The organism is Streptomyces sp. NPDC028991, assembly GCF_055564775.1.
On record NZ_JBVHVP010000003.1, the window covers coordinates 253352 to 272398 of the forward strand.

20 protein-coding genes are annotated in these 19047 nt (G+C 72.4%); 7 read left to right on the forward strand and 13 right to left on the reverse strand.

The features are described 5' to 3' along the window. Positions 1-108 precede the first annotated feature (108 nt). Positions 109-1062 carry an ROK family protein gene (locus ACZ4V1_RS08735; protein WP_468331492.1) on the reverse strand — a complete coding sequence of 318 codons (954 nt, stop codon included), beginning with the start codon at positions 1060-1062 and terminating at the stop codon, positions 109-111. 217 nt (positions 1063-1279) lie between these two features. Between ACZ4V1_RS08735 and ACZ4V1_RS08740 the strand changes: the two genes are divergently transcribed. Both ACZ4V1_RS08740 and ACZ4V1_RS08745 read left to right on the forward strand, forming a co-directional pair. After that, a complete protein-coding gene (locus tag ACZ4V1_RS08740; protein WP_468331495.1) occupies positions 1280-2356 on the forward strand; it encodes a LacI family DNA-binding transcriptional regulator in 1077 nt (358 codons plus the stop codon). Between the two features lie 223 nt (positions 2357-2579). Continuing rightward, the gene (locus ACZ4V1_RS08745; RefSeq protein ID WP_468331498.1) at positions 2580-3455 is read left to right on the forward strand and encodes a hypothetical protein; all 876 of its coding nucleotides are present in this window, start codon (positions 2580-2582) and stop codon (positions 3453-3455) included. Here the strand turns inward: ACZ4V1_RS08745 and ACZ4V1_RS08750 are convergent. From ACZ4V1_RS08750 to ACZ4V1_RS08770, 5 genes are all read right to left on the reverse strand, one after another. Further along, on the reverse strand, positions 3436-4734 hold the full coding sequence (locus ACZ4V1_RS08750) for a DUF6986 family protein (RefSeq protein ID WP_468331502.1): 1299 nt from the start codon (positions 4732-4734) through the stop codon (positions 3436-3438). The genes ACZ4V1_RS08745 and ACZ4V1_RS08750 overlap by 20 nt on opposite strands. Before the next feature lie 158 nt (positions 4735-4892). Then, positions 4893-5855 (reverse strand): electron transfer flavoprotein subunit alpha/FixB family protein, encoded by a 963-nt coding sequence (locus ACZ4V1_RS08755; protein ID WP_468331504.1) that lies wholly within the window; start codon positions 5853-5855, stop codon positions 4893-4895. 85 nt (positions 5856-5940) lie between these two features. Then, the gene (locus ACZ4V1_RS08760; protein WP_468331507.1) at positions 5941-6729 is read right to left on the reverse strand and encodes an electron transfer flavoprotein subunit beta/FixA family protein; all 789 of its coding nucleotides are present in this window, start codon (positions 6727-6729) and stop codon (positions 5941-5943) included. A 220-nt stretch (positions 6730-6949) separates the two neighbouring features. After that, a complete protein-coding gene (locus ACZ4V1_RS08765; protein WP_468331510.1) occupies positions 6950-7459 on the reverse strand; it encodes a flavin reductase family protein in 510 nt (169 codons plus the stop codon). A gap of 145 nt (positions 7460-7604) precedes the next feature. Beyond that, entirely contained in the window at positions 7605-7985 is a 381-nt protein-coding gene (locus tag ACZ4V1_RS08770; protein ID WP_468331514.1) for a thioredoxin family protein, read from the reverse strand. 266 nt (positions 7986-8251) lie between these two features. On the opposite strand from ACZ4V1_RS08770, the gene ACZ4V1_RS08775 reads away from it, so the two are divergent. After that, entirely contained in the window at positions 8252-8980 is a 729-nt protein-coding gene (locus ACZ4V1_RS08775; protein ID WP_468331517.1) for a lysophospholipid acyltransferase family protein, read from the forward strand. Between the two features lie 21 nt (positions 8981-9001). On the opposite strand, the gene ACZ4V1_RS08780 is transcribed toward ACZ4V1_RS08775, so the two are convergent. From ACZ4V1_RS08780 to ACZ4V1_RS08795, 4 genes are all read right to left on the reverse strand, one after another. Continuing rightward, positions 9002-9580 carry a transglutaminase-like domain-containing protein gene (locus tag ACZ4V1_RS08780; RefSeq protein WP_468331520.1) on the reverse strand — a complete coding sequence of 193 codons (579 nt, stop codon included), beginning with the start codon at positions 9578-9580 and terminating at the stop codon, positions 9002-9004. 86 nt (positions 9581-9666) lie between these two features. Further along, positions 9667-10737: a threonine aldolase family protein gene (locus ACZ4V1_RS08785; protein WP_468331523.1), complete on the reverse strand. Its 1071-nt coding sequence runs from the start codon at positions 10735-10737 to the stop codon at positions 9667-9669. Beyond that, on the reverse strand, positions 10734-11480 hold the full coding sequence (locus ACZ4V1_RS08790; RefSeq protein WP_468331526.1) for an SDR family NAD(P)-dependent oxidoreductase: 747 nt from the start codon (positions 11478-11480) through the stop codon (positions 10734-10736). Before ACZ4V1_RS08790 ends, ACZ4V1_RS08785 begins: the two co-directional genes overlap by 4 nt. Before the next feature lie 47 nt (positions 11481-11527). After that, entirely contained in the window at positions 11528-12925 is a 1398-nt protein-coding gene (locus tag ACZ4V1_RS08795; RefSeq protein WP_468331528.1) for a DUF6421 family protein, read from the reverse strand. 228 nt (positions 12926-13153) lie between these two features. On the opposite strand from ACZ4V1_RS08795, the gene ACZ4V1_RS08800 reads away from it, so the two are divergent. After that, on the forward strand, positions 13154-13837 hold the full coding sequence (locus ACZ4V1_RS08800; RefSeq protein WP_468331530.1) for a glycerophosphodiester phosphodiesterase: 684 nt from the start codon (positions 13154-13156) through the stop codon (positions 13835-13837). Positions 13838-13856: 19 nt separating this feature from the next. Here ACZ4V1_RS08800 and ACZ4V1_RS08805 read toward each other — a convergent pair whose 3' ends face one another. Next, positions 13857-14396 carry a GNAT family N-acetyltransferase gene (locus tag ACZ4V1_RS08805; RefSeq protein ID WP_468331533.1) on the reverse strand — a complete coding sequence of 180 codons (540 nt, stop codon included), beginning with the start codon at positions 14394-14396 and terminating at the stop codon, positions 13857-13859. Positions 14397-14486: 90 nt separating this feature from the next. Here ACZ4V1_RS08805 and ACZ4V1_RS08810 point away from each other — a divergent pair, with 90 nt between their 5' ends. Next, positions 14487-14879: a VOC family protein gene (locus tag ACZ4V1_RS08810; protein WP_468331536.1), complete on the forward strand. Its 393-nt coding sequence runs from the start codon at positions 14487-14489 to the stop codon at positions 14877-14879. Between the two features lie 104 nt (positions 14880-14983). Further along, positions 14984-15748, forward strand: a complete 765-nt coding sequence (locus ACZ4V1_RS08815; protein ID WP_468331539.1) for a VOC family protein — start codon at positions 14984-14986, stop codon at positions 15746-15748. Positions 15749-15969: 221 nt separating this feature from the next. Here the strand turns inward: ACZ4V1_RS08815 and ACZ4V1_RS08820 are convergent, their stop codons facing one another. Together ACZ4V1_RS08820 and ACZ4V1_RS08825 are read right to left on the reverse strand one after the other, a co-directional pair. Further along, positions 15970-16527, reverse strand: coding sequence for a MarR family winged helix-turn-helix transcriptional regulator (locus ACZ4V1_RS08820; RefSeq protein ID WP_468331542.1), 558 nt, complete (start codon positions 16525-16527; stop codon positions 15970-15972). Next, positions 16524-18212, reverse strand: coding sequence for an FUSC family protein (locus tag ACZ4V1_RS08825; RefSeq protein WP_468331545.1), 1689 nt, complete (start codon positions 18210-18212; stop codon positions 16524-16526). Before ACZ4V1_RS08825 ends, ACZ4V1_RS08820 begins: the two co-directional genes overlap by 4 nt. 204 nt (positions 18213-18416) lie before the next feature. Here ACZ4V1_RS08825 and ACZ4V1_RS08830 point away from each other — a divergent pair, with 204 nt between their 5' ends. Further along, positions 18417-18965: a DUF5134 domain-containing protein gene (locus tag ACZ4V1_RS08830; protein WP_468331548.1), complete on the forward strand. Its 549-nt coding sequence runs from the start codon at positions 18417-18419 to the stop codon at positions 18963-18965. Positions 18966-19047 lie beyond the last annotated feature (82 nt).

A 19047-nucleotide genomic window follows, 5' to 3' on the forward strand; every position in this document is an offset into this window, starting at 1 on the left:
CGGACTCACCCCACCGAACGCAGGTTCGCCGGACCGTTCACCCGCGGACTCTGTCTACCAGGCTTCCACCTGCGGATCCCACGCTCGGAGCCCCGCAGCTCGCTGGGCTCAGACCCGCGCCGGGGTCGCGTCCCCCGCCCTCGTGAGCGCCGCCGCGGCCGCCCCCACCAGCCCGGCGTCCGTGCCCATCTGGGCGGGCACGACCGCCAGGCGCCGCACGAAGGACAGGGTCGCGTAGTCGGTCAGGGCCTTGCGCAGGGGGGCGAAGAGCACGTCGCCCGCCTTGCCGACGCCCCCGCCGACCACGGCGATGTCGATCTCGACGAGGGTCGCGGTGGCGGCGATGCCGGCGGCCAGTGCCTGCGCGGCCCGTTCGAAGGACGCCACGGCGACGGGGTCGCCCAGGCGGGCGGCGGCGGCCACCGCGGCGGCGGAGGGGTCGCCGTCCGGGCCGGGGCGCCAGCCCGCGTCGAGGGCGCGCCGCGCGATGTTGGGGCCGCTCGCTATGCGCTCCACGCAGCCGCGCGCGCCGCACGGGCACGGGTCGCCGTCCAGGTCCACGCTGATGTGGCCGATGTGGCCGGCGTTGCCGGTCGGGCCGGGGTGCAGCCGGCCGCCCAGGACCAGCCCGCCGCCGACACCCGTCGAGACCACCATGCACAGCGCGTTGTCGTGGCCTCGGGCGGCGCCCTGCCAGTGTTCGGCCGCCGTGATGGCGACGCCGTCGCCGATCAGCTCGACGGGCAGGTCACCCGCGGCGGCGCGGACCCGCCGGACGAGCGGGTAGTCGCGCCAGCCGGGCACGTTCACCGGGCTGACCGTGCCGGCGGAGGCGTCCACCGGCCCGGCGCTGCCGATGCCGACGGCCGCCACCCGCCCCCACAGCGGCGACGCGGTCAGCTCCCCGAGCACCGCCTCGACGGCCCGCATCACGGTGTCGCCGTCCTCCCGGGCGGGCGTGGCCCGCTGCGCGCGCGCCTGGATGCGGCCATGGCCGTCCACCAGCGCCCCGGCGATCTTGGTGCCGCCGATGTCCAGCGCTGCCACGAGGTCGGTGTGCATAAGAGTCGGATCTCCCCGTCGGACCGAAAAAGGCAAAAGGACGAACACAAGAGCGCACAGCGGACCGGCCCCACGGTGGGGACGGGGGCCGGAGAGTGCGTTGGACAGTGTCTCCCGCATCTGACAACGTTGTCCAGGCTCTATGCTCGACGCCACATCCTCATACAAACGCACGACCGACACAGCCCCCGTGGACGACAGGAGCCGACGCACTCCCGTGGACGACAGGACAGGACACCGCATCGTGCCCGACGCGACCCGCCGCGCAGACCGCCTCCCCGGGAACCGTTACGGCAATCGCCCGACCATGAAGGACGTCGCCGCCCGGGCCGGGGTCGGTCTCAAGACCGTCTCCCGGGTGGTCAACGGCGAGCCGGGCGTCACCCCGGAGACCGAGCGCCGCGTCCAGGAGGCGATCGACGCGCTCGGCTTCCGCCGCAACGACAGCGCGCGGGTGCTCCGCAAGGGCCGTACCGCCAGCATCGGCCTGGTCCTGGAGGATCTGGCCGACCCCTTCTACGGGCCGCTCAGCCGTGCCGTGGAGGAGGTGGCCCGCGCCCACGGCGCCCTGCTGATCAACGGGTCCAGCGCGGAGGACCCGGACCGCGAGCAGGAGCTGGTGCTGGCGCTGTGCGCGCGGCGCGTGGACGGGCTGGTGGTCATCCCCGCCGGGGACGACCACCGGTATCTGGAGCCGGAGCTCAAGGCCGGCGTCGCCACGGTGTTCGTGGACCGTCCGGCGGGGCAGATCGACGCCGACGTGGTGGTGTCCGACAACTTCGGCGGCGCCCGCGACGGCGTGGCGCACCTCATCGCGCACGGACACCGCAGGATCGGCTTCATCGGCGACATGCCCCGCATCCACACCGCCGCCGAGCGGCTGCGCGGCTACCGGGCCGCCATGGAGGACGCCGGCATACCGGTGAAGGACTCCTGGATGTCCCTGGGCGTCACCGACCCCGTGCGGGTACGCCGGGCGGCCGAGGGGATGCTCGCCGACCCGCACCCGGTCACCGCGATCTTCACCGGCAACAACCGCGTGACGGTCACCGTGATCCGGGTCCTGGCCGAGCACGCACGCGGTGTCGCCCTGGTCGGCTTCGACGACATCGAGCTGGCCGACCTGCTCCAGCCGGGCGTCACCGTGGTCGCCCAGGACGCGGCGGCCCTCGGCCGCACCGCCGCCGAGCGGCTCTTCAGGCAATTGGACGGCACCCTGATCGCGCCCGACCGCATCGAACTGCCGACCAGGCTGGTCACGCGGGGCTCGGGCGAGCTGCCACCGGCGGACTGAGCGGACCGGGCGCTTCGACGGCCCCCGTCTCGGCCCCGCGACCGGCCGGAGGCGGTCGGCGCGAGCCGGGCACCGCAGCCACAAGCCGCCGCACTGCCGAAGCCACGGCAACAGCCACGACCACGACCGCGCCCACGGCGAGTGCCACAGCCACGACGCACGACCACGACGACTGTCACAGCCACGACCCACCACCGCGACTGTCGCGGCCACGATCTGGAGGATGCCCATCGTGTCGCAGCAGCCGGCCGGCGAGGGCCCGCGGTCCGCGCGTCCGCCCGGCGGGGACCGGACGCTGCGGGCGCTCGGCCTGGCCGGCGTGCCCCGGGAGGAACCGCTGCTGTACCCGGGCGCGTGGCCCCGGGAGTCGGGGCTCCTGGACGGGGACCGGCTGCTGCCCCTGGACCGGCCGGTCCGCGAGCACCCGGACGGCCGTGTTCCCGTGCTGGCCATCGGCTCCAACGCCAGCCCGGGCCAGCTGCGGCACAAGATGGCCGAGTTCGGGATCGACTCGCCGATCCCGATGGTCAGGACGCGGGTCACCGGCGTCGACATCGGTGTGTCCGCCCACGTGAGCCGCATGGGTTACGTGTCCGCCTCACCGGTGGGCGCCCCGGGCGTCGTACGGGAGCTGTTCGTGCTGTGGCTCGACGCGGAGCAACTGGCCGTGATCGACGCGAGCGAGGGCGTGCCGATGGCCTCCGGCAACTTCGACCGCGTCTGGCTCCCCGCGCCCGACGTACGCGTCGAGCCGGCGGACGGGGACGGCACCGTGCTGCGCGGCGCGTACGCCTACGTCAACCGCCACGGCGTGCTGCACGACGGCACCGGAGCACCACGCCGGCATCCGGGCGACCAGCGCGTCCTGATCACCGAGTTGCTCCGGGGGTCGGCCCGGCTGCGGCAGCTGTTCGGGGTGACACCCGAGGAGTTCTGCGCGCGGGCGCGGGCCGACCGGCGGCTGTGCGCGCGGGGGACGCGGTTGTTCGCCGAGGAGAAACGGGTGACGGCGTCCGGCCTCGAGCGGTACGTACGTTCCGGCCGGACCGGCGAGCCCCTCCCCCGCACCCAGCCGCCGCCTACTGCGCCGATGCCGTGAGGTCACCGCGCCGCGGGGACGAGAAGCCCTCCAGGTCGGCGCGGGTCAGGCCGGTCAGCCGGGCGACCTCGCCGATGTCGAGGGCGCCGCAGTCCAGGCCGCGCAGCAGGTAGCCGCTGAGGGCCTTCGCCGTGGCGGGCTCGTCCATGACGTCGCCGCCGGTGCGGTTGGCGTAGCGGGCGAGGCGGGCGGCGGCCTGCTCGAAGCCCTCGCGGTAGAAGGCGAAGACGGCCGCGTACCGGGTCGGGATGTGGCCGGGGTGCATGTCCCAGCCCTGGTAGTAGGCGCGGGCGAGGGCGCGGCGGGTGAGGCCGAAATGCAGGCGCCAGGCGTCGTGGACCTTCTCGGTGGGGCCGACCGGCAGGACGTTGGTGGAGCCGTCCGAGACGCGTACGCCGGTGCCCGCGGCGGCTACCTGCATGACCGCCTTGGCGTGGTCGGCGGCCGGGTGGTCGCTGGCCTGGTACGCGGCGGAGACGCCGAGGCAGGCGCTGTAGTCGAAGGTGCCGTAGTGCAGTCCGGTGGCGCGGCCCTCGGCGGCCTGGATCATGCGGGCGACGGCGGCGGTGCCGTCGGCCGCCAGGATGGACTGGCTGGTCTCGATCTGGATCTCGAAGCCGATCCGGCCGGGCTCCAGGCCGCGTGCCTTCTCGAACGCCTCCAGGAGCCGCACCATGGCGGTGACCTGCTCGGGGTAGGTCACCTTCGGCAGGGTGAGGACGAGCCCGTCGGGCAGGCCGCCGGCCTCCGTCAGGCCGCTGAGGAAGACGTCGAGCGTGCGGATGCCGCGGGCCCGCACCGGGGCCTCCATGCACTTCATGCGGATGCCCATGTACGGGGCCGCCGTGCCCTGTTCGTACGCCTCGGAGATCAGCCGGGCCGCGCGGGCGGCGGACTCGTCCTCCTCGGCGTCCGTGCGGTTGCCGTAGCCGTCCTCGAAGTCGACGCGGAGGTCCTCGATCGGCTCGCGCTCCAGCTTGGCGCGTACACGGCTGTACACGGGCTCGGCGAGGTCGTCGGCGAGGCCGAGGACGGCGGCGAAGGACGCGGCGTCGGGGGCGTGTTCGTCGAGGGCGGCGAGCGCCTGGTCGCCCCAGGAGCGGATCGTGTCGGCGGCGAAGACGTCACCGGGGACATAGACGGTGTGGACGGGCTGGCGGGTGCCCGGGTCTCCGGGGTAGCGGCGCTCCAGCTCCGCGTCGACCGGCGCGAGGGAGGCACTGATCTCCTCGCCGACGCCGCCCGCGAGACTCGTCGCCACCTTCTCCTGCTGACCCATCCCACACCCTCCAGTTTTCCGCTGAACGGAATCGAATATCCGTAGAGCGAAGTTATCTGCCGGTCTCTCGCCGGTCAACACCATCCTGCGGGGACGCCGAGGCCCCCGCGACCAGGAAGGACGGTCGCGGGGGCCTCGGCCGGAGCTGCGAGCGGGTGTCAGCCCTTGCGGGTCTTCACTTCCTCGGTGAGCTGCGGGACGACGTCGAACAGGTCGCCGACGACCCCGTAGTCGACGAGGTCGAAGATCGGGGCCTCGGCGTCCTTGTTGATCGCCACGATCGTCTTCGAGGTCTGCATGCCGGCGCGGTGCTGGATCGCGCCCGAGATGCCGGAGGCGATGTACAGCTGCGGCGAGACGGACTTGCCGGTCTGGCCGACCTGGTTGGTGTGCGGGTACCAGCCGGCGTCCACCGCGGCACGCGAGGCGCCGACGGCCGCGCCGAGCGAGTCGGCGAGCGCCTCGATGATCGCGAAGTTCTCCGCGCCGTTGACGCCACGGCCGCCGGAGACGACGATCGCGGCCTCGGTCAGCTCCGGACGGCCGGTCGACTCACGCGGCGTGCGCGAGGTGACCTTGGTGCCGGTCGCGGCGGCGGAGAAGGACACCGACAGGGCCTCGACGGCGCCGGCGGCCGGGGCCGCCTCCACGGCGGCGCTGTTGGGCTTGACCGTGATGACCGGGGTGCCCTTGGAGACGCGGGACTTGGTGGTGAAGGCGGCGGCGAACACCGACTGGGTGGCCACCGGACCCTCGTCGCCGGCCTCCAGGTCGATGGCGTCGGTGATGATGCCGGAGCCCAGGCGCAGCGCCAGGCGGGCGGCGATCTCCTTGCCCTCGGCGGAGGACGGGACCAGCACGGCGGCCGGGGACACGGTCTCGTGGGCCGCCTGGAGGGCGTCCACCTTGGGCACGACCAGGTAGTCGGCGTACTCGGCGGCCTCGTGGGTGAGGACCTTGACCGCGCCGTGCTCGGCGAGCGTGGCGGCGGTGTCGGCGGCGCCGTTGCCCAGCGCGACGGCGACGGGCTCGCCGACGCGGCGGGCGAGGGTCAGCAGCTCCAGGGTGGGCTTGCGGACGGCACCGTCCACGTGGTCGACGTAGACGAGAACTTCAGCCATGGGACTTCTTCTCTCCTGCTTGCGAGATGTGAGGGGCGGTCGGCGAATCCGGGGCTCAGATGAACTTCTGGCCCGCGAGGCTGCATCACACGAACTTTCGCTCCGCGAGGAAGGCGGCGAGCTGCTTGCCGCCCTCGCCCTCGTCCTTGACGATCGTGCCCGCGGTGCGCGCCGGGCGCTCGGCCGCGGAGTCGACCTTGGTGTAGGCGTTCTCGAGACCGACCTCGTCCTCGTCGATGTCGAGGTCGGACAGGTCCCAGGACTCCACCGGCTTCTTCTTGGCCGCCATGATGCCCTTGAAGGAGGGGTAACGCGCCTCGCCCGACTGGTCGGTGACCGACACGACGGCCGGGAGGGAGGCCTCCAGCTGCTCAGTGGCGGAGTCGCCGTCGCGGCGGCCCTTGACCGTGCCGTCCTCCACGGAGACCTCGGACAGCAGCGTCACCTGCGGCACGCCCAGGCGCTCCGCGAGCAGCGCCGGCACGACGCCCATGGTGCCGTCGGTGGAGGCCATGCCGGAGACGACCAGGTCGTAGCCGGCCTTCTCGACCGCCTTGGCCAGGACCAGGGAGGTGCCGATGGCGTCGGTGCCGTGCAGGTCGTCGTCCTCGACGTGGATCGCCTTGTCCGCACCCATGGACAGCGCCTTGCGCAGCGCGTCCTTCGCGTCCTCCGGACCCACCGTCAGGACGGTGATCTCCACGTCGTCGTCGGAGTTCTCCGAGATCTGCAGCGCCTGCTCGACCGCGTACTCGTCCAGCTCGGAGAGCAGACCGTCCACGTCGTCCCGGTCGACGGTCAGGTCATCGGCGAAGTGCCGGTCGCCAGTGGCGTCGGGCACGTACTTCACAGTGACAACGATCCTCAAGCTCACGCCGGCTCTCCTACTGCGTCGACATTTCAGTGCTGCCTCTTGCAGGCAGCATAGGCGCCCCAAGCGGCCGATCCCGGTCGGGGCGACCCGCGCTCCGACCGGAATATTACTCGTCAGTACATCCAGTTCTTTCCCGCTAAGCAAGCGCTTTGAACTGTGACCTTCGCAACGCAGCGTAACCGGAACCCGACGGCTCCGGCGAAGCCGTCCCGGTGACCGGTCAGTCGCGCAGTCCGTTGTAACGCCCCTGGTGGTACAGCAGAGGACTGCCGGTGCCCGCGGGGTCGCCGAGGAGAACCTCCGCCAGCACGATGCGGTGGTCCCCCGCGGGCACGCGGCCGGCGACGCGGCACACGAGCCAGGCGAGGACACCGTCCAGCACGGGTACGCCCTCGGGGCCCTCGCGCCAGACCGTCGGCGCCCCGAACCGGTCGGCGCCGCTGCGGGCGAAGGTGGCCGCCAGGTCCTCCTGGTGGTCGCCCAGCAGGTGGACGCCCACGTACTCGGCCTCGGACACCGCCGGCCAGCTGGAGGAGCCGGTACCGATACCGAAGGAGAGCAGCGGCGGCTCGGCGGAGACGGAGGTGAGGGAGGTGGCCGTGAAACCGACCGGACCGGCGTCACCGCGGGCGGTGATCACGGAGACTCCCGCCGCGTGCCGCCGGAAGGCGGACCGCAGCAGGTCGGCGGCGGCGAGCCGCGGCGCGGCGACGTCGGGTGTGGCCGTCATTCGGGGTGTCCTTCTGCGTTGCGCCTCGGTCCGGGAAGGAGGGAGCGAGGCCTGCGGGCAGGCTGACGACGGGTGGCCCCCACATTCAAATACCTCGCGTGGTGTGGAAGCTGTGGAGAACGCCTCACCGGTGACGTGGCGGTGGTCACACCGCCTCGCCCAGTGCGGCGATCACGTCCGCCTTGCGGGGCTGCCCGACGGCGCGCCGCACGACGCGGCCGTCGGCGTCGAGCACGAGCACGGTCGGGGTCTTGAGTACACCGAGTGCGCGGACGAGTTCCAGGCGGGCCTCGGCGTCGATCTCGACGTGGGTGACGCCGGGGACCATGCCGGCCACGTCCCCGAGGACCCGGCGGGTGGCCCGGCAGGGGGCGCAGAAGGCGCTGGAGAACTGCACGAGCGTGGCGCGTGCGCCGAGGTCCGTGCCCAGGTCGGCCGCGTCGAGCCGCGGATCTGAGGTGTCGAGCCGCCCGTCGTCGCCCTGCCCGCGCACCCGTTCGCCCCTGTTCCGCCGCCACCGCGGCACCCATGGGCGCGCGTGAGCCGCGCGCCACCAGTCCGGTCGTCCCCAGGTGCAGCGCTCGCGAGACGTCCGGGATTCCCGGCTCACCCGTCGCGTTTCGGCCACGAATGGGCCGACGAAGTGATGAGGATCTCGCCACGTGCGGGCACCAAGGCTGGTACACGGGCCGTTCTTGGGGCACGATCTGCGACAAGCCGTAAACCTACGGCTGCGTAACTTTCGGCTGGGAGTCCCCTGCCCAGGCTGACAAGGAAGGGTCCGACCCGCCCATGGCAGAACTCGCCTACCGCCCGGCCATCGGTCTCGCCCGCACCCTGTTCAAGGTGTGGGACCTCAAGATCGACTGCCAGGGCTCGGAGAACATCCCGCGCTCGGGCGGCGCCGTGCTGGTGAGCAACCACATCAGCTACCTGGACTTCATCTTCGACGGCCTGGCGGCACTGCCCCAGAAGCGGCTGGTGCGCTTCATGGCGAAGGAGTCGGTCTTCCGGCACCGGGTCTCCGGTCCGCTGATGCGGAACATGAAGCACATCCCGGTGGACCGCAAGCAGGGCGAAGCGGCGTACGCGCACGCCTTGGACTCGCTGCGGTCCGGCGAGATCGTCGGGGTCTTCCCGGAGGCCACGATCTCCGAGTCGTTCACGTTGAAGAGCTTCAAGTCGGGCGCCGCGCGCCTGGCGCAGGAGGCGGGCGTCCCGCTGGTCCCGATGGCGTTGTGGGGCACGCAGCGACTGTGGACCAAGGGCCACCCGCGCAACTTCAAGCGCAGCCACACCCCGATCACGATCCGGGTCGGCGAGGCGATGGAGGCCTCCCGCGAGCAGTACGCGGGCGCCATCACCCGCCGGCTGCGCGAGCGGGTGCAGGAGCTGCTGGAGGCCGCGCAGCGCGCCTACCCGGTGCGCCCCAAGGGAGCGGACGACACCTGGTGGATGCCGGCCCACCTCGGCGGCACCGCCCCGACACAGGAGCAGCTGCGCACGGCCGAGGCTCGCTGACCCAGGCCGGCCCCGTCGTTCCTACGGCGCCAGGGCGGGCGGCAGCGTCGCCCACAGGTGGGACCGGTCGGTGGCCGCCGTCAGCACGTCCAGCACGACCGGATGCGGCGCGGCGTACAGCTCCGGGTAGTCCCCCTCGCCGACCCCGGTGTCCGGCGTGAAGGCCAGCCGTTCCCGCCCCAGGGAGAACCGGGCGTTCACGCCGGGCTTGTTGCCGCGCGGGTCCTGACGGTGCCAGGCACCGTTGAACCGCACGGCCACCAGTCCGTGCACCACGTCGAACCGCTGGTAGCACAGGGCGGTCGGGATGTCCTCGGCACGCAGCAACGCGGTCAGCGCGTGTGCCTTGGCGTAGCAGATGCCGGTGCGCTGTTCCAGGACGTCGGAGGCGCGCCAGGTGACGCGGGGATCGCCGGAGTCCTGCGAGTGCGGGATGGTGTCGCGCACGAATTCGAAGGCCAGCCGCGCATAGGCATACGAGTCCTCCGCCTCCTTGGCGAGCCTCCCGGCCACCTCCCGCACGCGCGGATGGTCGTGGTCGATGACCTCGTCGGCGGCCAGGTAGGCAGACAGGTCAGGGGTTTTCTGGATCAGCTCCATGCCCGCAGAGCATAGGAAAGCGATCACCCGTCAGTCAATGACTTTTCAGGTGAACGCATACCTATGCATAGCCTTCGGCGGGCTCGTCAGCGCGCCGTCTCCTCCTTGAGGGCGGCGACGAACGCGTCGACGTCTTCCTCGGTGGTGTCGAAGGCGCACATCCAGCGCACGTCGCCCGCGGCCTCGTCCCAGAAGTAGAAGCGGAACCGCTTCTGCAGGCGCTCGCTCACGTCGTGCGGCAGCCGGGCGAAGACCGCGTTGGCCTGCACCGGGTAGAGGATCTCCACACCGTGCACGGCGCGCACACCGTCGGCCAGACGCTGGGCCATCTCGTTGCCGTGCCGGGCGTTGCGCAGCCACAGGTCCTTGGCCAGCAGCGCTTCCAGCTGCACCGACACGAAGCGCATCTTGGAGGCGAGCTGCATCGACAGCTTGCGCAGGTGCTTCATGTGGCGCACGGCGTCCTGGTTGAGGACCACGACCGCCTCACCGAACATGGCACCGTTCTTGGTGCCGCCGAGGGACAGGAGGTCGACGCCCACCGCGTTGGTGAACGTCCGCATCGGGACGTCCAGGGAGGCGGCGGCGTTGGCTATCCGGGAGCCGTCCAGGTGCACCTTCATGCCGTGCGCGTGGGCGTGCTCGCAGATGGCCCGGATCTCGTCGGGCGTGTAGAGCGTGCCGAGCTCGGTGCTCTGGGTGATCGAGACGACCTGCGGCATCGCGCGGTGCTCGTCGTCCCAGCCGTACGCCTGCCGGTCGATCAGGTCGGGCGTGAGCTTGCCGTCGGGCGTGGGCACGGTGAGCAGCTTCAGGCCGCCCATGCGCTCGGGGGCGCCGCCCTCGTCGACGTTGATGTGCGCGCTCTCGGCGCAGATCACCGCGCCCCAGCGGTCGGTGACCGCCTGGAGCGCGACGACGTTGGCGCCGGTCCCGTTGAACACCGGGAACGCCTCGGCTCCGGAGCCGAAGTGGCTGCGGATCACGCGTTGGAGGTTCTCGGTGTACTCGTCCTCGCCGTACGCGACCTGGTGCCCGCCGTTGGCCAGCGCCAGGGCGGCGAGCACCTCGGGATGCGCGCCGGCGTAGTTGTCACTGGCGAAACCGCGGACCTCGGGGTCGTGATGGCGACGCGCGTCGGTCTTCGGTGGGTTCACGGCTTCTCGGTCAGCCACAGACGGTTTCCGTTCACTTCCGCGGCGGGCTTCTCCCAGATTCCGGCGACGGCCTCGGCGAGGTCACGCACGTCCGTGAAGCCCGCGAACTTCGCGTTGGGGCGCTCGGCGCGCATCGCGTCGTGCACCAACGCCTTGACCACCAGGATCGCAGCCGCGGAGGCCGGCCCCTGCTCGCCCCCCGCCTTGCGGAAGTAGTCCGCCATGGCCAGGGTCCACGCCTCGGCGGCGGCCTTGGCGGCCGAGTAGGCGGCGTTGCCCGCGGTCGGCTGCGACGCGCCCGCGGCACTGATCAGGACGTAGCGGCCGCGGTCGCTGCGCTGGAGCACCTCGTGGAAGGCGAGGGAGGTGTGCTGGACGGTGCGGATCAGCAGCTTCTCCAGCAGGTCCCAGTCGCCGAGGTCGGTCTTGGTGAAGGTCTGGCTGCCGCGCCAGCCGCCGACGAGGTGGACCAGGCCGTCGACGCGGCCGAAGTCCTTCTCGATGCGGTCGGCCCACGCGCGGGTGGAGTCGAGGTCGAGCAGGTCGACCGTCTCGCCGGTGACCGTGGCGCCGCCGTGCGCGTAGCGCGCCGCGTCCACCGCCTCCGCCAGTCGCTCCGGGTCGTTGTCCGAGCCGACGACCGTCGCACCCGCCTCGGCGAGCCGCAGCAACGCGGCCCGTCCTGCGGGTCCGCCCGCTCCGGCCACCGCGATCACCGCGCCGTCGAGCGTCCCGTTCCCCATGGTCCTCGCCTCCCGAGCCTGCTGTGTCTGCCTGTCCGTGCCGTCGCTCACGCGGCGGCCCGCTCGGCGCCGTCCGCCGTGATGCCCCGGGTCGAGGCGATCACGTTCTTCAGCTTCTTGGACAGTGCCTCGTAGAACATGCTCAGCGGAAACTCGTCCGGAAGCACGTCATCGACGAGCTTGCGCGGCGGCAGCGTCAGGTCCAGGGCGTCGGGGCCCTTGGCCCACTTCGAGCCCGGGTGCGGGGCGAGGTAGGTGGAGACCAGCTCGTAGCCGGCGAACCAGTGGACGATCTTCGGGCGGTCGATGCCGTCGCGGTAGAGCGTCTCGATCTCGGCGCACAGCTGGTTGGTGACCTGCGGGGCGCGCTGCCAGTCGATGAAGAGCTTGTTGTCGGTCCAGCGCACGACGTCGTGCTTGTGCAGATAGGCGAAGAGGAGCTGGCCGCCCAGACCGTCGTAGTTGCGCTGGCGCTCGCCGGTGACCGGGAAGCGGAACATGCGGTCGAAGAGGACCGCGTACTGCACGTCACGGGCCTGCGTGACGCCCTCGTCCGCCAGCTTCACGGCCTCCCTGAAGGCGGTGAGGTCGCAGCGCAGCTCCTCCAGGCCGTACATCCAGAACGGCTGGCGCTGCTTGATCATGAAGGGGTCGAAGGGCAGGTCGCCGTGGCTGTGGGTGCGGTCGTGGACCATGTCCCACAGGACGAAGGCCTCCTCGCAGCGCTTCTGGTCGTGCACCATCGCGGCGGCGTCCGCGGGCAGTTCCAGGCCCAGGATGCCGACGGCGGCCTCGGTGACGCGGCGGAAGCGGGCGGCCTCGCGGTCGCAGAAGATGCCGCCCCAGGAGAAGCGCTCGGGTGCCTCGCGCACGGCGATGGTCTCCGGGAAGAGGACGGCGGAGTTGGTGTCGTAGCCGGCCGTGAAGTCCTCGAAGGTGATGCCGCAGAACAGCGGGTTGTCGTAGCGGGTGCGCTCCAGTTCGGCCAGCCAGTCGGGCCAGACCATGCGCAGCACGACCGCTTCGAGGTTGCGGTCCGGATTGCCGTTCTGCGTGTACATCGGGAAGACGACCAGGTGCTGGAGGCCGTCCGCGCGGCTCGCGGCAGGCTGGAAGGCGAGCAGCGAGTCCAGGAAGTCGGGCACCTGGAAACCGCCGTCGGCCCAGCGGCCGAGATCCGTCACCAGGGCCTCGTGGTAGGCGCGGTCGTGCGGGAGCAGCGGGGACAGCTCCTCGACGGCGCCGGTGACGCGGCGTACGGCGTCCTCGGCGGCGGCCCGGTCGGGCGCGCCCTCGGCGTCGAAGTCGATCGACCCGTCCTTGGACTGCCATGGCCGGATCCGCTCCACGGCATCCTTGAGCACGGGCCACGCCGGGTGCTCCACCACCCTGCTCGCCGGAGGAATGTTCTCCTCCACACCCACCTGCACAAGAATTTCCGTCATGTCCAATCCTCCACGGGAGAAGCTCGCGTCAGGACACCGTATGCATACGAGGTTTCTCCCAGCAAGGGGAGCTCCCGTAAATTATCCTGCCGGACCCTAGCCTTCACCGCATTTTTTCCTGCGGGATGCCGGAGTCCGGATACCAGGCGCGGCAGTGGGGAAACGGTCCCGCAGGGCCGTTAGGCTGCCGCCCTGCCATCGCCGACGTCGACGGAAGCGAGTCGAGCCTTGAACTTCCTCACCATCGGTCACCGCGGAGTGATGGGTGTCGAGCCCGAGAACACCCTGCGCTCCTTCGTCGCCGCCGAGCAGGCCGGCCTCGACGTCGTCGAACTGGACCTGCACCTGAGCAAGGACGGCGCGCTCGTCGTCATGCACGACGCGGACGTGGACCGCACCACCGACGGCACGGGCGCGATCGCCGAGCAGACCCTCGAGGAGCTGCGGGCGCTGGACGCGGGCCGCGGGGAGCGGGTCCCGGTCTTCGAGGAGGTGCTGGACGCCGTGTCGGTGCCGTTGCAGGCCGAGATCAAGGACGCGGCGGCGGCACGGACGCTCGCCGAGGTGATGCACCGGCGTGCCCTCGCCGACCGGGTGGAGGTGATCTCGTTCCACGACGAGGCCATCGTGGAGATCGCCCGGCTCGTGCCGGGAGTGCGGACGGCGCTGGTCGCGCAGTACTACGGTCCCGAGGTCGTGGACCGTGCCGTCGAGGCCGGCGCCGGCACGCTGTGCCTGGACATCAACCGGATCACGCTGGAGATCGTGGAACGGGCCCGGAAGGCGGACCTGCGGGTCTTCTCCTGGACCGTGAACACGCAGGACCACCTGCGGCTGGTGCGCGCCCTCGGCCTCGACGGCGCGACGACCGACTACCCGGAGATCAAACGCACCGGCCGCTTCACCGCGTGAGCGCACCGGCGGACGGAGGTCAGGCCAGCGGCTTGACCAGCAGCTCGAACTGAAGGTCGTCGCGCTGCGGAACGCCGAAGCGCTCGTCGCCGTACGGGAACGGGGTCATCTCTCCCGTACGGCGGTAGCCGCGGCGCTCGTACCAGGCGATGAGGTCCTCGCGTGCGGAGATCACGGTCATGTGCATCTCCGTCACCCCCCACTCCTCGCGGACCTGCCGCTCCGCCTCCGCGATGATGGTCTTGCCCAGGCCCTCGCCCTGAAGCGTTGGGCTGACGGCGAACATGCCGAAGTAGGCGTGCGCCCCGCGGTGCTCCAGCTGGCAGCAGGCGACGATCCGGCCGTCCCGCTCGACCGTCAGCAGCCGGCTGTCCGGCGACTTGACGACCTCCAGCACCCCCTCCGGGTCCGTGCGCTGCCCCTGGAGGATGTCCGCCTCGGTGGTCCACCCGGCCCGGCTGGTGTCCCCGCGGTACGCGGACTCTATGAGCGCGACGATCCCGTCCACGTCGGCGTCGGTGGCGTCACGGTAGGTCAGTGGGCTGGCGGCGGTGTCCATGTGGGGCGTCTCCGGTTCGTTCTCGGCGATTGGCTCGCGGGCGCGGCGCGGGCACCGATGAGAGTAACGCCGCCAGTAGTCTCGGGTCGCATGGTGCATGTACTCGGCAGCCGGATCCTGCTCCGTCCCTCCGACCCCGACCGCTCCCGCGCCTTCTACGGCGAGCAGCTCGGCCTCGCCGTCCACCGGGAGTTCGGCACCGGACCCGAGCGGGGCACGGTCTACTTCCTCGGCGGCGGCTTCCTGGAGCTGTCCGGCCGCTCCGAAGCGCCCCTCGCCCCAGGGCTCAAGCTGTGGCTCCAGGTCGAGGACGCGGCGGCGGCCCACGACGAACTGCGCGCGAAGGGCGTCGAGGTCGTCCGACCGCCGGTCCAGGAGCCGTGGGGACTCGTGGAGATGTGGATCGAGGACCCGGACGGCACACGGATCGTGCTGGTGGAGGTGCCCGCGGACCATCCACTGCGCTACCGGCCGGGGATCTGAGCCACCGGGGCGGCAGGTGCCGGATGGCCGCCGCCCGGGCCCGGCCTTAGCGTGCTGGAGGGGGACGGACGGTCCCCGGCTCTGCGGAAGGACGGCCCCACGCGATGAAGCTCCACGAACCGGTGACCGGCGGGCCCTGCTGGGCCGAGCTCGGGACCAGCGACCTGGAAGCGGCCAAGCGGTTCTACACCAAACTGTTCGGCTGGCGCCCCGAGACGGACTCCCGGCGGCAGGCGGGCGGCTACACGATCGCCCGCCTCGGCGACGCGGCGGTCGCCGCCCTGACCCCGCTGTACCAGCAGGGGCAGCCGGTCGCCTGGAACGTGTCCTTCGCCGTGCGCGACGCGGACGATGCCGTACGGCAGGTGACGGCGGCCGGCGGGGCGGTCCCGCAGGGCCCCACGGACGTCTTCGACTCGGGCCGGCTCGTGGTGGCCGCCGATCCGACCGGGGCGGTCTTCCAGCTGTGGCAGGGGCGCTCGTTCCCGGGCGCCGGGCTGTTCAACGCGCCCGGCTCACTGGGCTGGGTGGAACTGCTGACCCGGGAGCCCGACCGGGCCGCCGACTTCTACACCACGGTGTTCGGCTGGAGCGTCACCACCTCGGACCGGTACCCGCAGTGGGGGATCGACGGGGCGGACTTCGGCGGCATGGTGACGATGGACGAGAAGTTCCCGCACGAGGTGCCGGCGCACTGGCTGCCGTACTTCGCGGTGGCGGACGTGAACAGCGCCGCGGTCGACACCACCGACGGGGGCGGCACCGTGCTCATGGAACCCACCTCGCCTCCCGACGGACCACGCATCGCGGTGCTGCGTGATCCGCAGGGCGCGATGTTCGGCGTGTACCGGGCAGGGGACGAGCGCTGAGCCACTGACCCGGCTACCCTGTCCGGCCCGCGGGCCATCGGGCCATCGGGCCATCGGGCCATCGGGCCAGGCGAGCATCCGTGCAGACACACTGTTCGGCCCGACCGCGTCTCGGCGTGAGCGAGCTCCGTCTCGGCTCGACGAGCACCGGCGACGGCCGGAGCCGGGGCGTCGGCACGGAGACCGGCGCCCGGGGACGACCGCCGACGGCCGACGGGCCGTCACGCCCGCAGCGCGCCCAGGCGGCCTTCCAGCTGGCCCAGCAGAGCCCCGAGCAGCGCCGCCAGTTCACCCTGCTCCGGACCGTCGACACCGGACAGTACGGCGGACTCGTAGGCGAGCTGTTCGGGCAGGATGCCGTCGACGAGGTCCCGCCCCGCGTCCGTGAGGCGGACGTGGGCGACCCGGCGGTCACGGGTGTCGCCGCGCCGCTCCACCAGTTGGCGCTCGGTGAGCTGCTTGAGGCGCTTGGTGACGGCGGCGCCGGAGGAGAAGGTCTCGCGGGCCAGGTCGCCGGGGGTCAGCTCGTGCCCGGTGCGGCGCAGCGCGCCGAGCAGGTCGAACTCGGCGCGGCTCAGGCCCGCCCGGCGCAGCGGCGCGTCCTCGGCCTGCTGGAGGAGGGCGGCGCAGCGGTTGATGCGGCCGATGATCTCCATGGGGCCGGTGTCCAGGTCCGGATGGACGGCCCGCCACTGCCGTACGACCGCGGCGACGGTGTCACCGCCCGGTCCGCCGCTCTCGTCGCCCCCGGTCGCCGAGCCCCCGTCGGTTGCGGTCATGGCCGTACGTCCTCCGTTCTCGTGCCCGTGCTCCGGTCCGGACGCGCTGCCTGGCGTCGCACCGTTGCGGCGAGCGTACGGTGTCCGGACTGCTCGGCGAGCACGACCCTCTCCTGCGGCAGGGCGCGCCCCCACCATTCGCCGGCCGCCGCGTCGACGGTGGCCCGCAGGTCGGTGAGCGCGGCGGCCAGTCTCCGGCGGGCGGCCTCCAGGGCGCCGGGGGCGGGATCGGGCTCCGCCAGGAGGCGCGCGGCGCGTTCGCGGGCGCGGTCCGCGGCGGTCACCGCCTGTCCGACGCGGCTCCCGGCGCGCCGGTTGGTGACGGCGACCGCGGCCAGGAAGCCGACCAGGGCGCCGACGAGGGTGTCCACCACCCGCTCGGTGATCAGCTCGCCGGGCTCCTGGTAGCCGGCGAACTCGGTGATCAGCAGAGCCATCGGGGTCACACAGACGCTGCCGAGCCAGTAGTTGCGGGTGATGAGCGCCTCGGCACCGAAGTTGAGGGCGAGGCAGAACAGGACGAGGAGGGCCTGGCCGAGGTGGGCGAGCGGCGCGATGGCGGCGAACAGCAGCACCCCGGCGATGTTGCCGACGACGCGCTGGACGGCACGGCTCCAGGTCAGGGTCACGTTGGCCTGGTAGAGCGCGGCGGCGGTGACCAGGGCCCAGTAGGGGCGGCCGATGCCGAGGGCGAGGGAGGCGTAGCCGGCCAGGGCGCAGCCCAGAGCGGTGCGCGCGGCGATCGGGGCCAGCGGGCCGAGCCGCTGCCACAGGGGCGGGGAAGGGACGGCGAGTTCGGCGTCCACGCCGAGGAGTTCGTCGGTGGCGCCCGGCGTGTCGCCGGTACGGGGGATCCGGCCCGTGCCCCGCAGGGCGCGGGCCCAGGCGCGCAGCCGCTCCGGGTCCGTGTCGGCGGGCGCGGCGAGCGCGACCTCGGCGCGGACGACGAGGCGCTCCAGCGCGTGCCGGGTGGTGGCACGGGTGCCCGTCGCGGGGAGGGACAGCAGCGTCTGCCAGGCGGCCTGGACGGCGGCGTACCCGGCGGCGCGGGCGGGCGTGTGACCGTCGCCGGTGCCGCGGGTGTCGGCGTACGCGGCGGCGGCCTTCAGGGCCTGGGCGGTGGCGCGGCGTTCCGGCCCGTGCGGGCGGACCAGGGCGGGCGCCATGCCGACCAGCCAGGCCCACGCGCCCGCGGCGGCGCCCAGTGCCAGGTGGCCGGGGATCTGGCCGAGGGTCTGCGGGACGAAGAGGGCGGCGGAGCTGATGAAGGTCAGGACCACGTTGCCCGGCGGGCCGACGCGGGTCGCGTCGCACAGTGCCTTCTGCACGGCGGCCAGCAGGGCTCCGACGGTGACGAGTACGACGGCGTTCCGGGTGAGCGAGGCGGTGACCAGGGCGACGGCGACGCCGCCGAGCATGCCGAGCACCACCCAGGCCAGGGTGCGGGCCCGGGCGGCGTAGGGGCGGTTGTGGGCGTACAGGGCGCACAGGGATCCGGCCATGGTGTACATCGCCAGGTCGAGCCGGCCGAGCGCCAGCAGGATCAGGTTGGGCGGGGCGACGGCGGCGACCGAACTGAGGGCGGGCTTGAACCAGATCTCGGAGGGCCGGCGCAGGCGCAGCACGCCTGCCAGGGAAAGGCGTCGGCCGAGTGAGGGGCCGGAGGTGGGGGTCGCACTGCTCATGGGGTTTAACTTTAACAGGTGTTTTACATGTAAACGACTGCCCTGAGTGTGACCCGGATCCTGCCGCTTACCAGCGGCGATGCGCCGTGCTCCCCCGAATACCCCCCGTGTACACCCTTGCGCTCGCGTGCGCGCCGCACGGCCCGGGCAGTTCTTGACCGACCGTCGAGCACCGACCGTCGAGCGTCGAGCGGGGAGGCACCCGTGCACGGACCGGCGTCGTCCGGCTGGCTGCTGGTCGCCCTCTGCGCGGCGACCGGCGCCTACTGCCTGCTGCGGATGCGCAGTCACGTGGAGGAGCAGCGCCACGCCGCGGGCGGCGAGGCACTCATGGGGTTCGGTATGGCCGCCATGGCCGTGCCCGCGGCGGTGTTCACCCCGCCGGCATGGACCTGGCCCGGCTATGCGGTGGTGTTCGGCGCCGCAGGGCTGCGCGCACTGTGGGCGGCCCGGTCGGGACGTCACCACCTGCATCATCTGGTCGGCGCCGGGGCCATGGTCTACATGGCGCTGGTGATGGCCGGTTCGCCCGCTCACGGACACGGTCACGGCAGCTCCGGCATACCCGTGCTGACCGGGGCGCTGCTGCTCTACTTCACCGGATACGTGCTGCGCACCGGTATACGGCTGATGCCGGTCGTCGCCGTGGCCGGGGGCGGACCGGCGACCGGATGGGGCGACCGTCCGGAGCTGGCGCGGGCCTGCCGACTCTCCATGGGGATCGCGATGCTGGCCATGCTGCTGACCATGTGACGCCGGACGCCGGGCGCCGGACGCGCATACCCGACATGGGCCATACGCAACCGTTGCCTGCGTCACTTTGCGCGGCGGGCCG

Excerpts from the sequence above, each read along its gene's own strand:
- ACZ4V1_RS08755 (WP_468331504.1), bottom strand. The coding sequence starts at position 5,855 with ATGGCTGAAGTTCTCGTCTACGTCGACCACGTGGACGGTGCCGTCCGC.
- ACZ4V1_RS08750 (WP_468331502.1), bottom strand. The coding sequence starts at position 4,734 with ATGGGTCAGCAGGAGAAGGTGGCGACGAGTCTCGCGGGCGGCGTCGGC.
- ACZ4V1_RS08775 (WP_468331517.1), top strand. The coding sequence starts at position 8,252 with ATGGCAGAACTCGCCTACCGCCCGGCCATCGGTCTCGCCCGCACCCTG.
- ACZ4V1_RS08745 (WP_468331498.1), top strand. The coding sequence starts at position 2,580 with ATGCCCATCGTGTCGCAGCAGCCGGCCGGCGAGGGCCCGCGGTCCGCG.
- ACZ4V1_RS08820 (WP_468331542.1), bottom strand. The coding sequence starts at position 16,527 with ATGACCGCAACCGACGGGGGCTCGGCGACCGGGGGCGACGAGAGCGGC.
- ACZ4V1_RS08805 (WP_468331533.1), bottom strand. The coding sequence starts at position 14,396 with ATGGACACCGCCGCCAGCCCACTGACCTACCGTGACGCCACCGACGCC.
- ACZ4V1_RS08815 (WP_468331539.1), top strand. The coding sequence starts at position 14,984 with ATGAAGCTCCACGAACCGGTGACCGGCGGGCCCTGCTGGGCCGAGCTC.
- ACZ4V1_RS08780 (WP_468331520.1), bottom strand. The coding sequence starts at position 9,580 with ATGGAGCTGATCCAGAAAACCCCTGACCTGTCTGCCTACCTGGCCGCC.
- ACZ4V1_RS08765 (WP_468331510.1), bottom strand. The coding sequence starts at position 7,459 with ATGACGGCCACACCCGACGTCGCCGCGCCGCGGCTCGCCGCCGCCGAC.
- ACZ4V1_RS08795 (WP_468331528.1), bottom strand. The coding sequence starts at position 12,925 with ATGACGGAAATTCTTGTGCAGGTGGGTGTGGAGGAGAACATTCCTCCG.
- ACZ4V1_RS08790 (WP_468331526.1), bottom strand. The coding sequence starts at position 11,480 with ATGGGGAACGGGACGCTCGACGGCGCGGTGATCGCGGTGGCCGGAGCG.
- ACZ4V1_RS08810 (WP_468331536.1), top strand. The coding sequence starts at position 14,487 with ATGGTGCATGTACTCGGCAGCCGGATCCTGCTCCGTCCCTCCGACCCC.
- ACZ4V1_RS08735 (WP_468331492.1), bottom strand. The coding sequence starts at position 1,062 with ATGCACACCGACCTCGTGGCAGCGCTGGACATCGGCGGCACCAAGATC.
- ACZ4V1_RS08825 (WP_468331545.1), bottom strand. The coding sequence starts at position 18,212 with ATGAGCAGTGCGACCCCCACCTCCGGCCCCTCACTCGGCCGACGCCTT.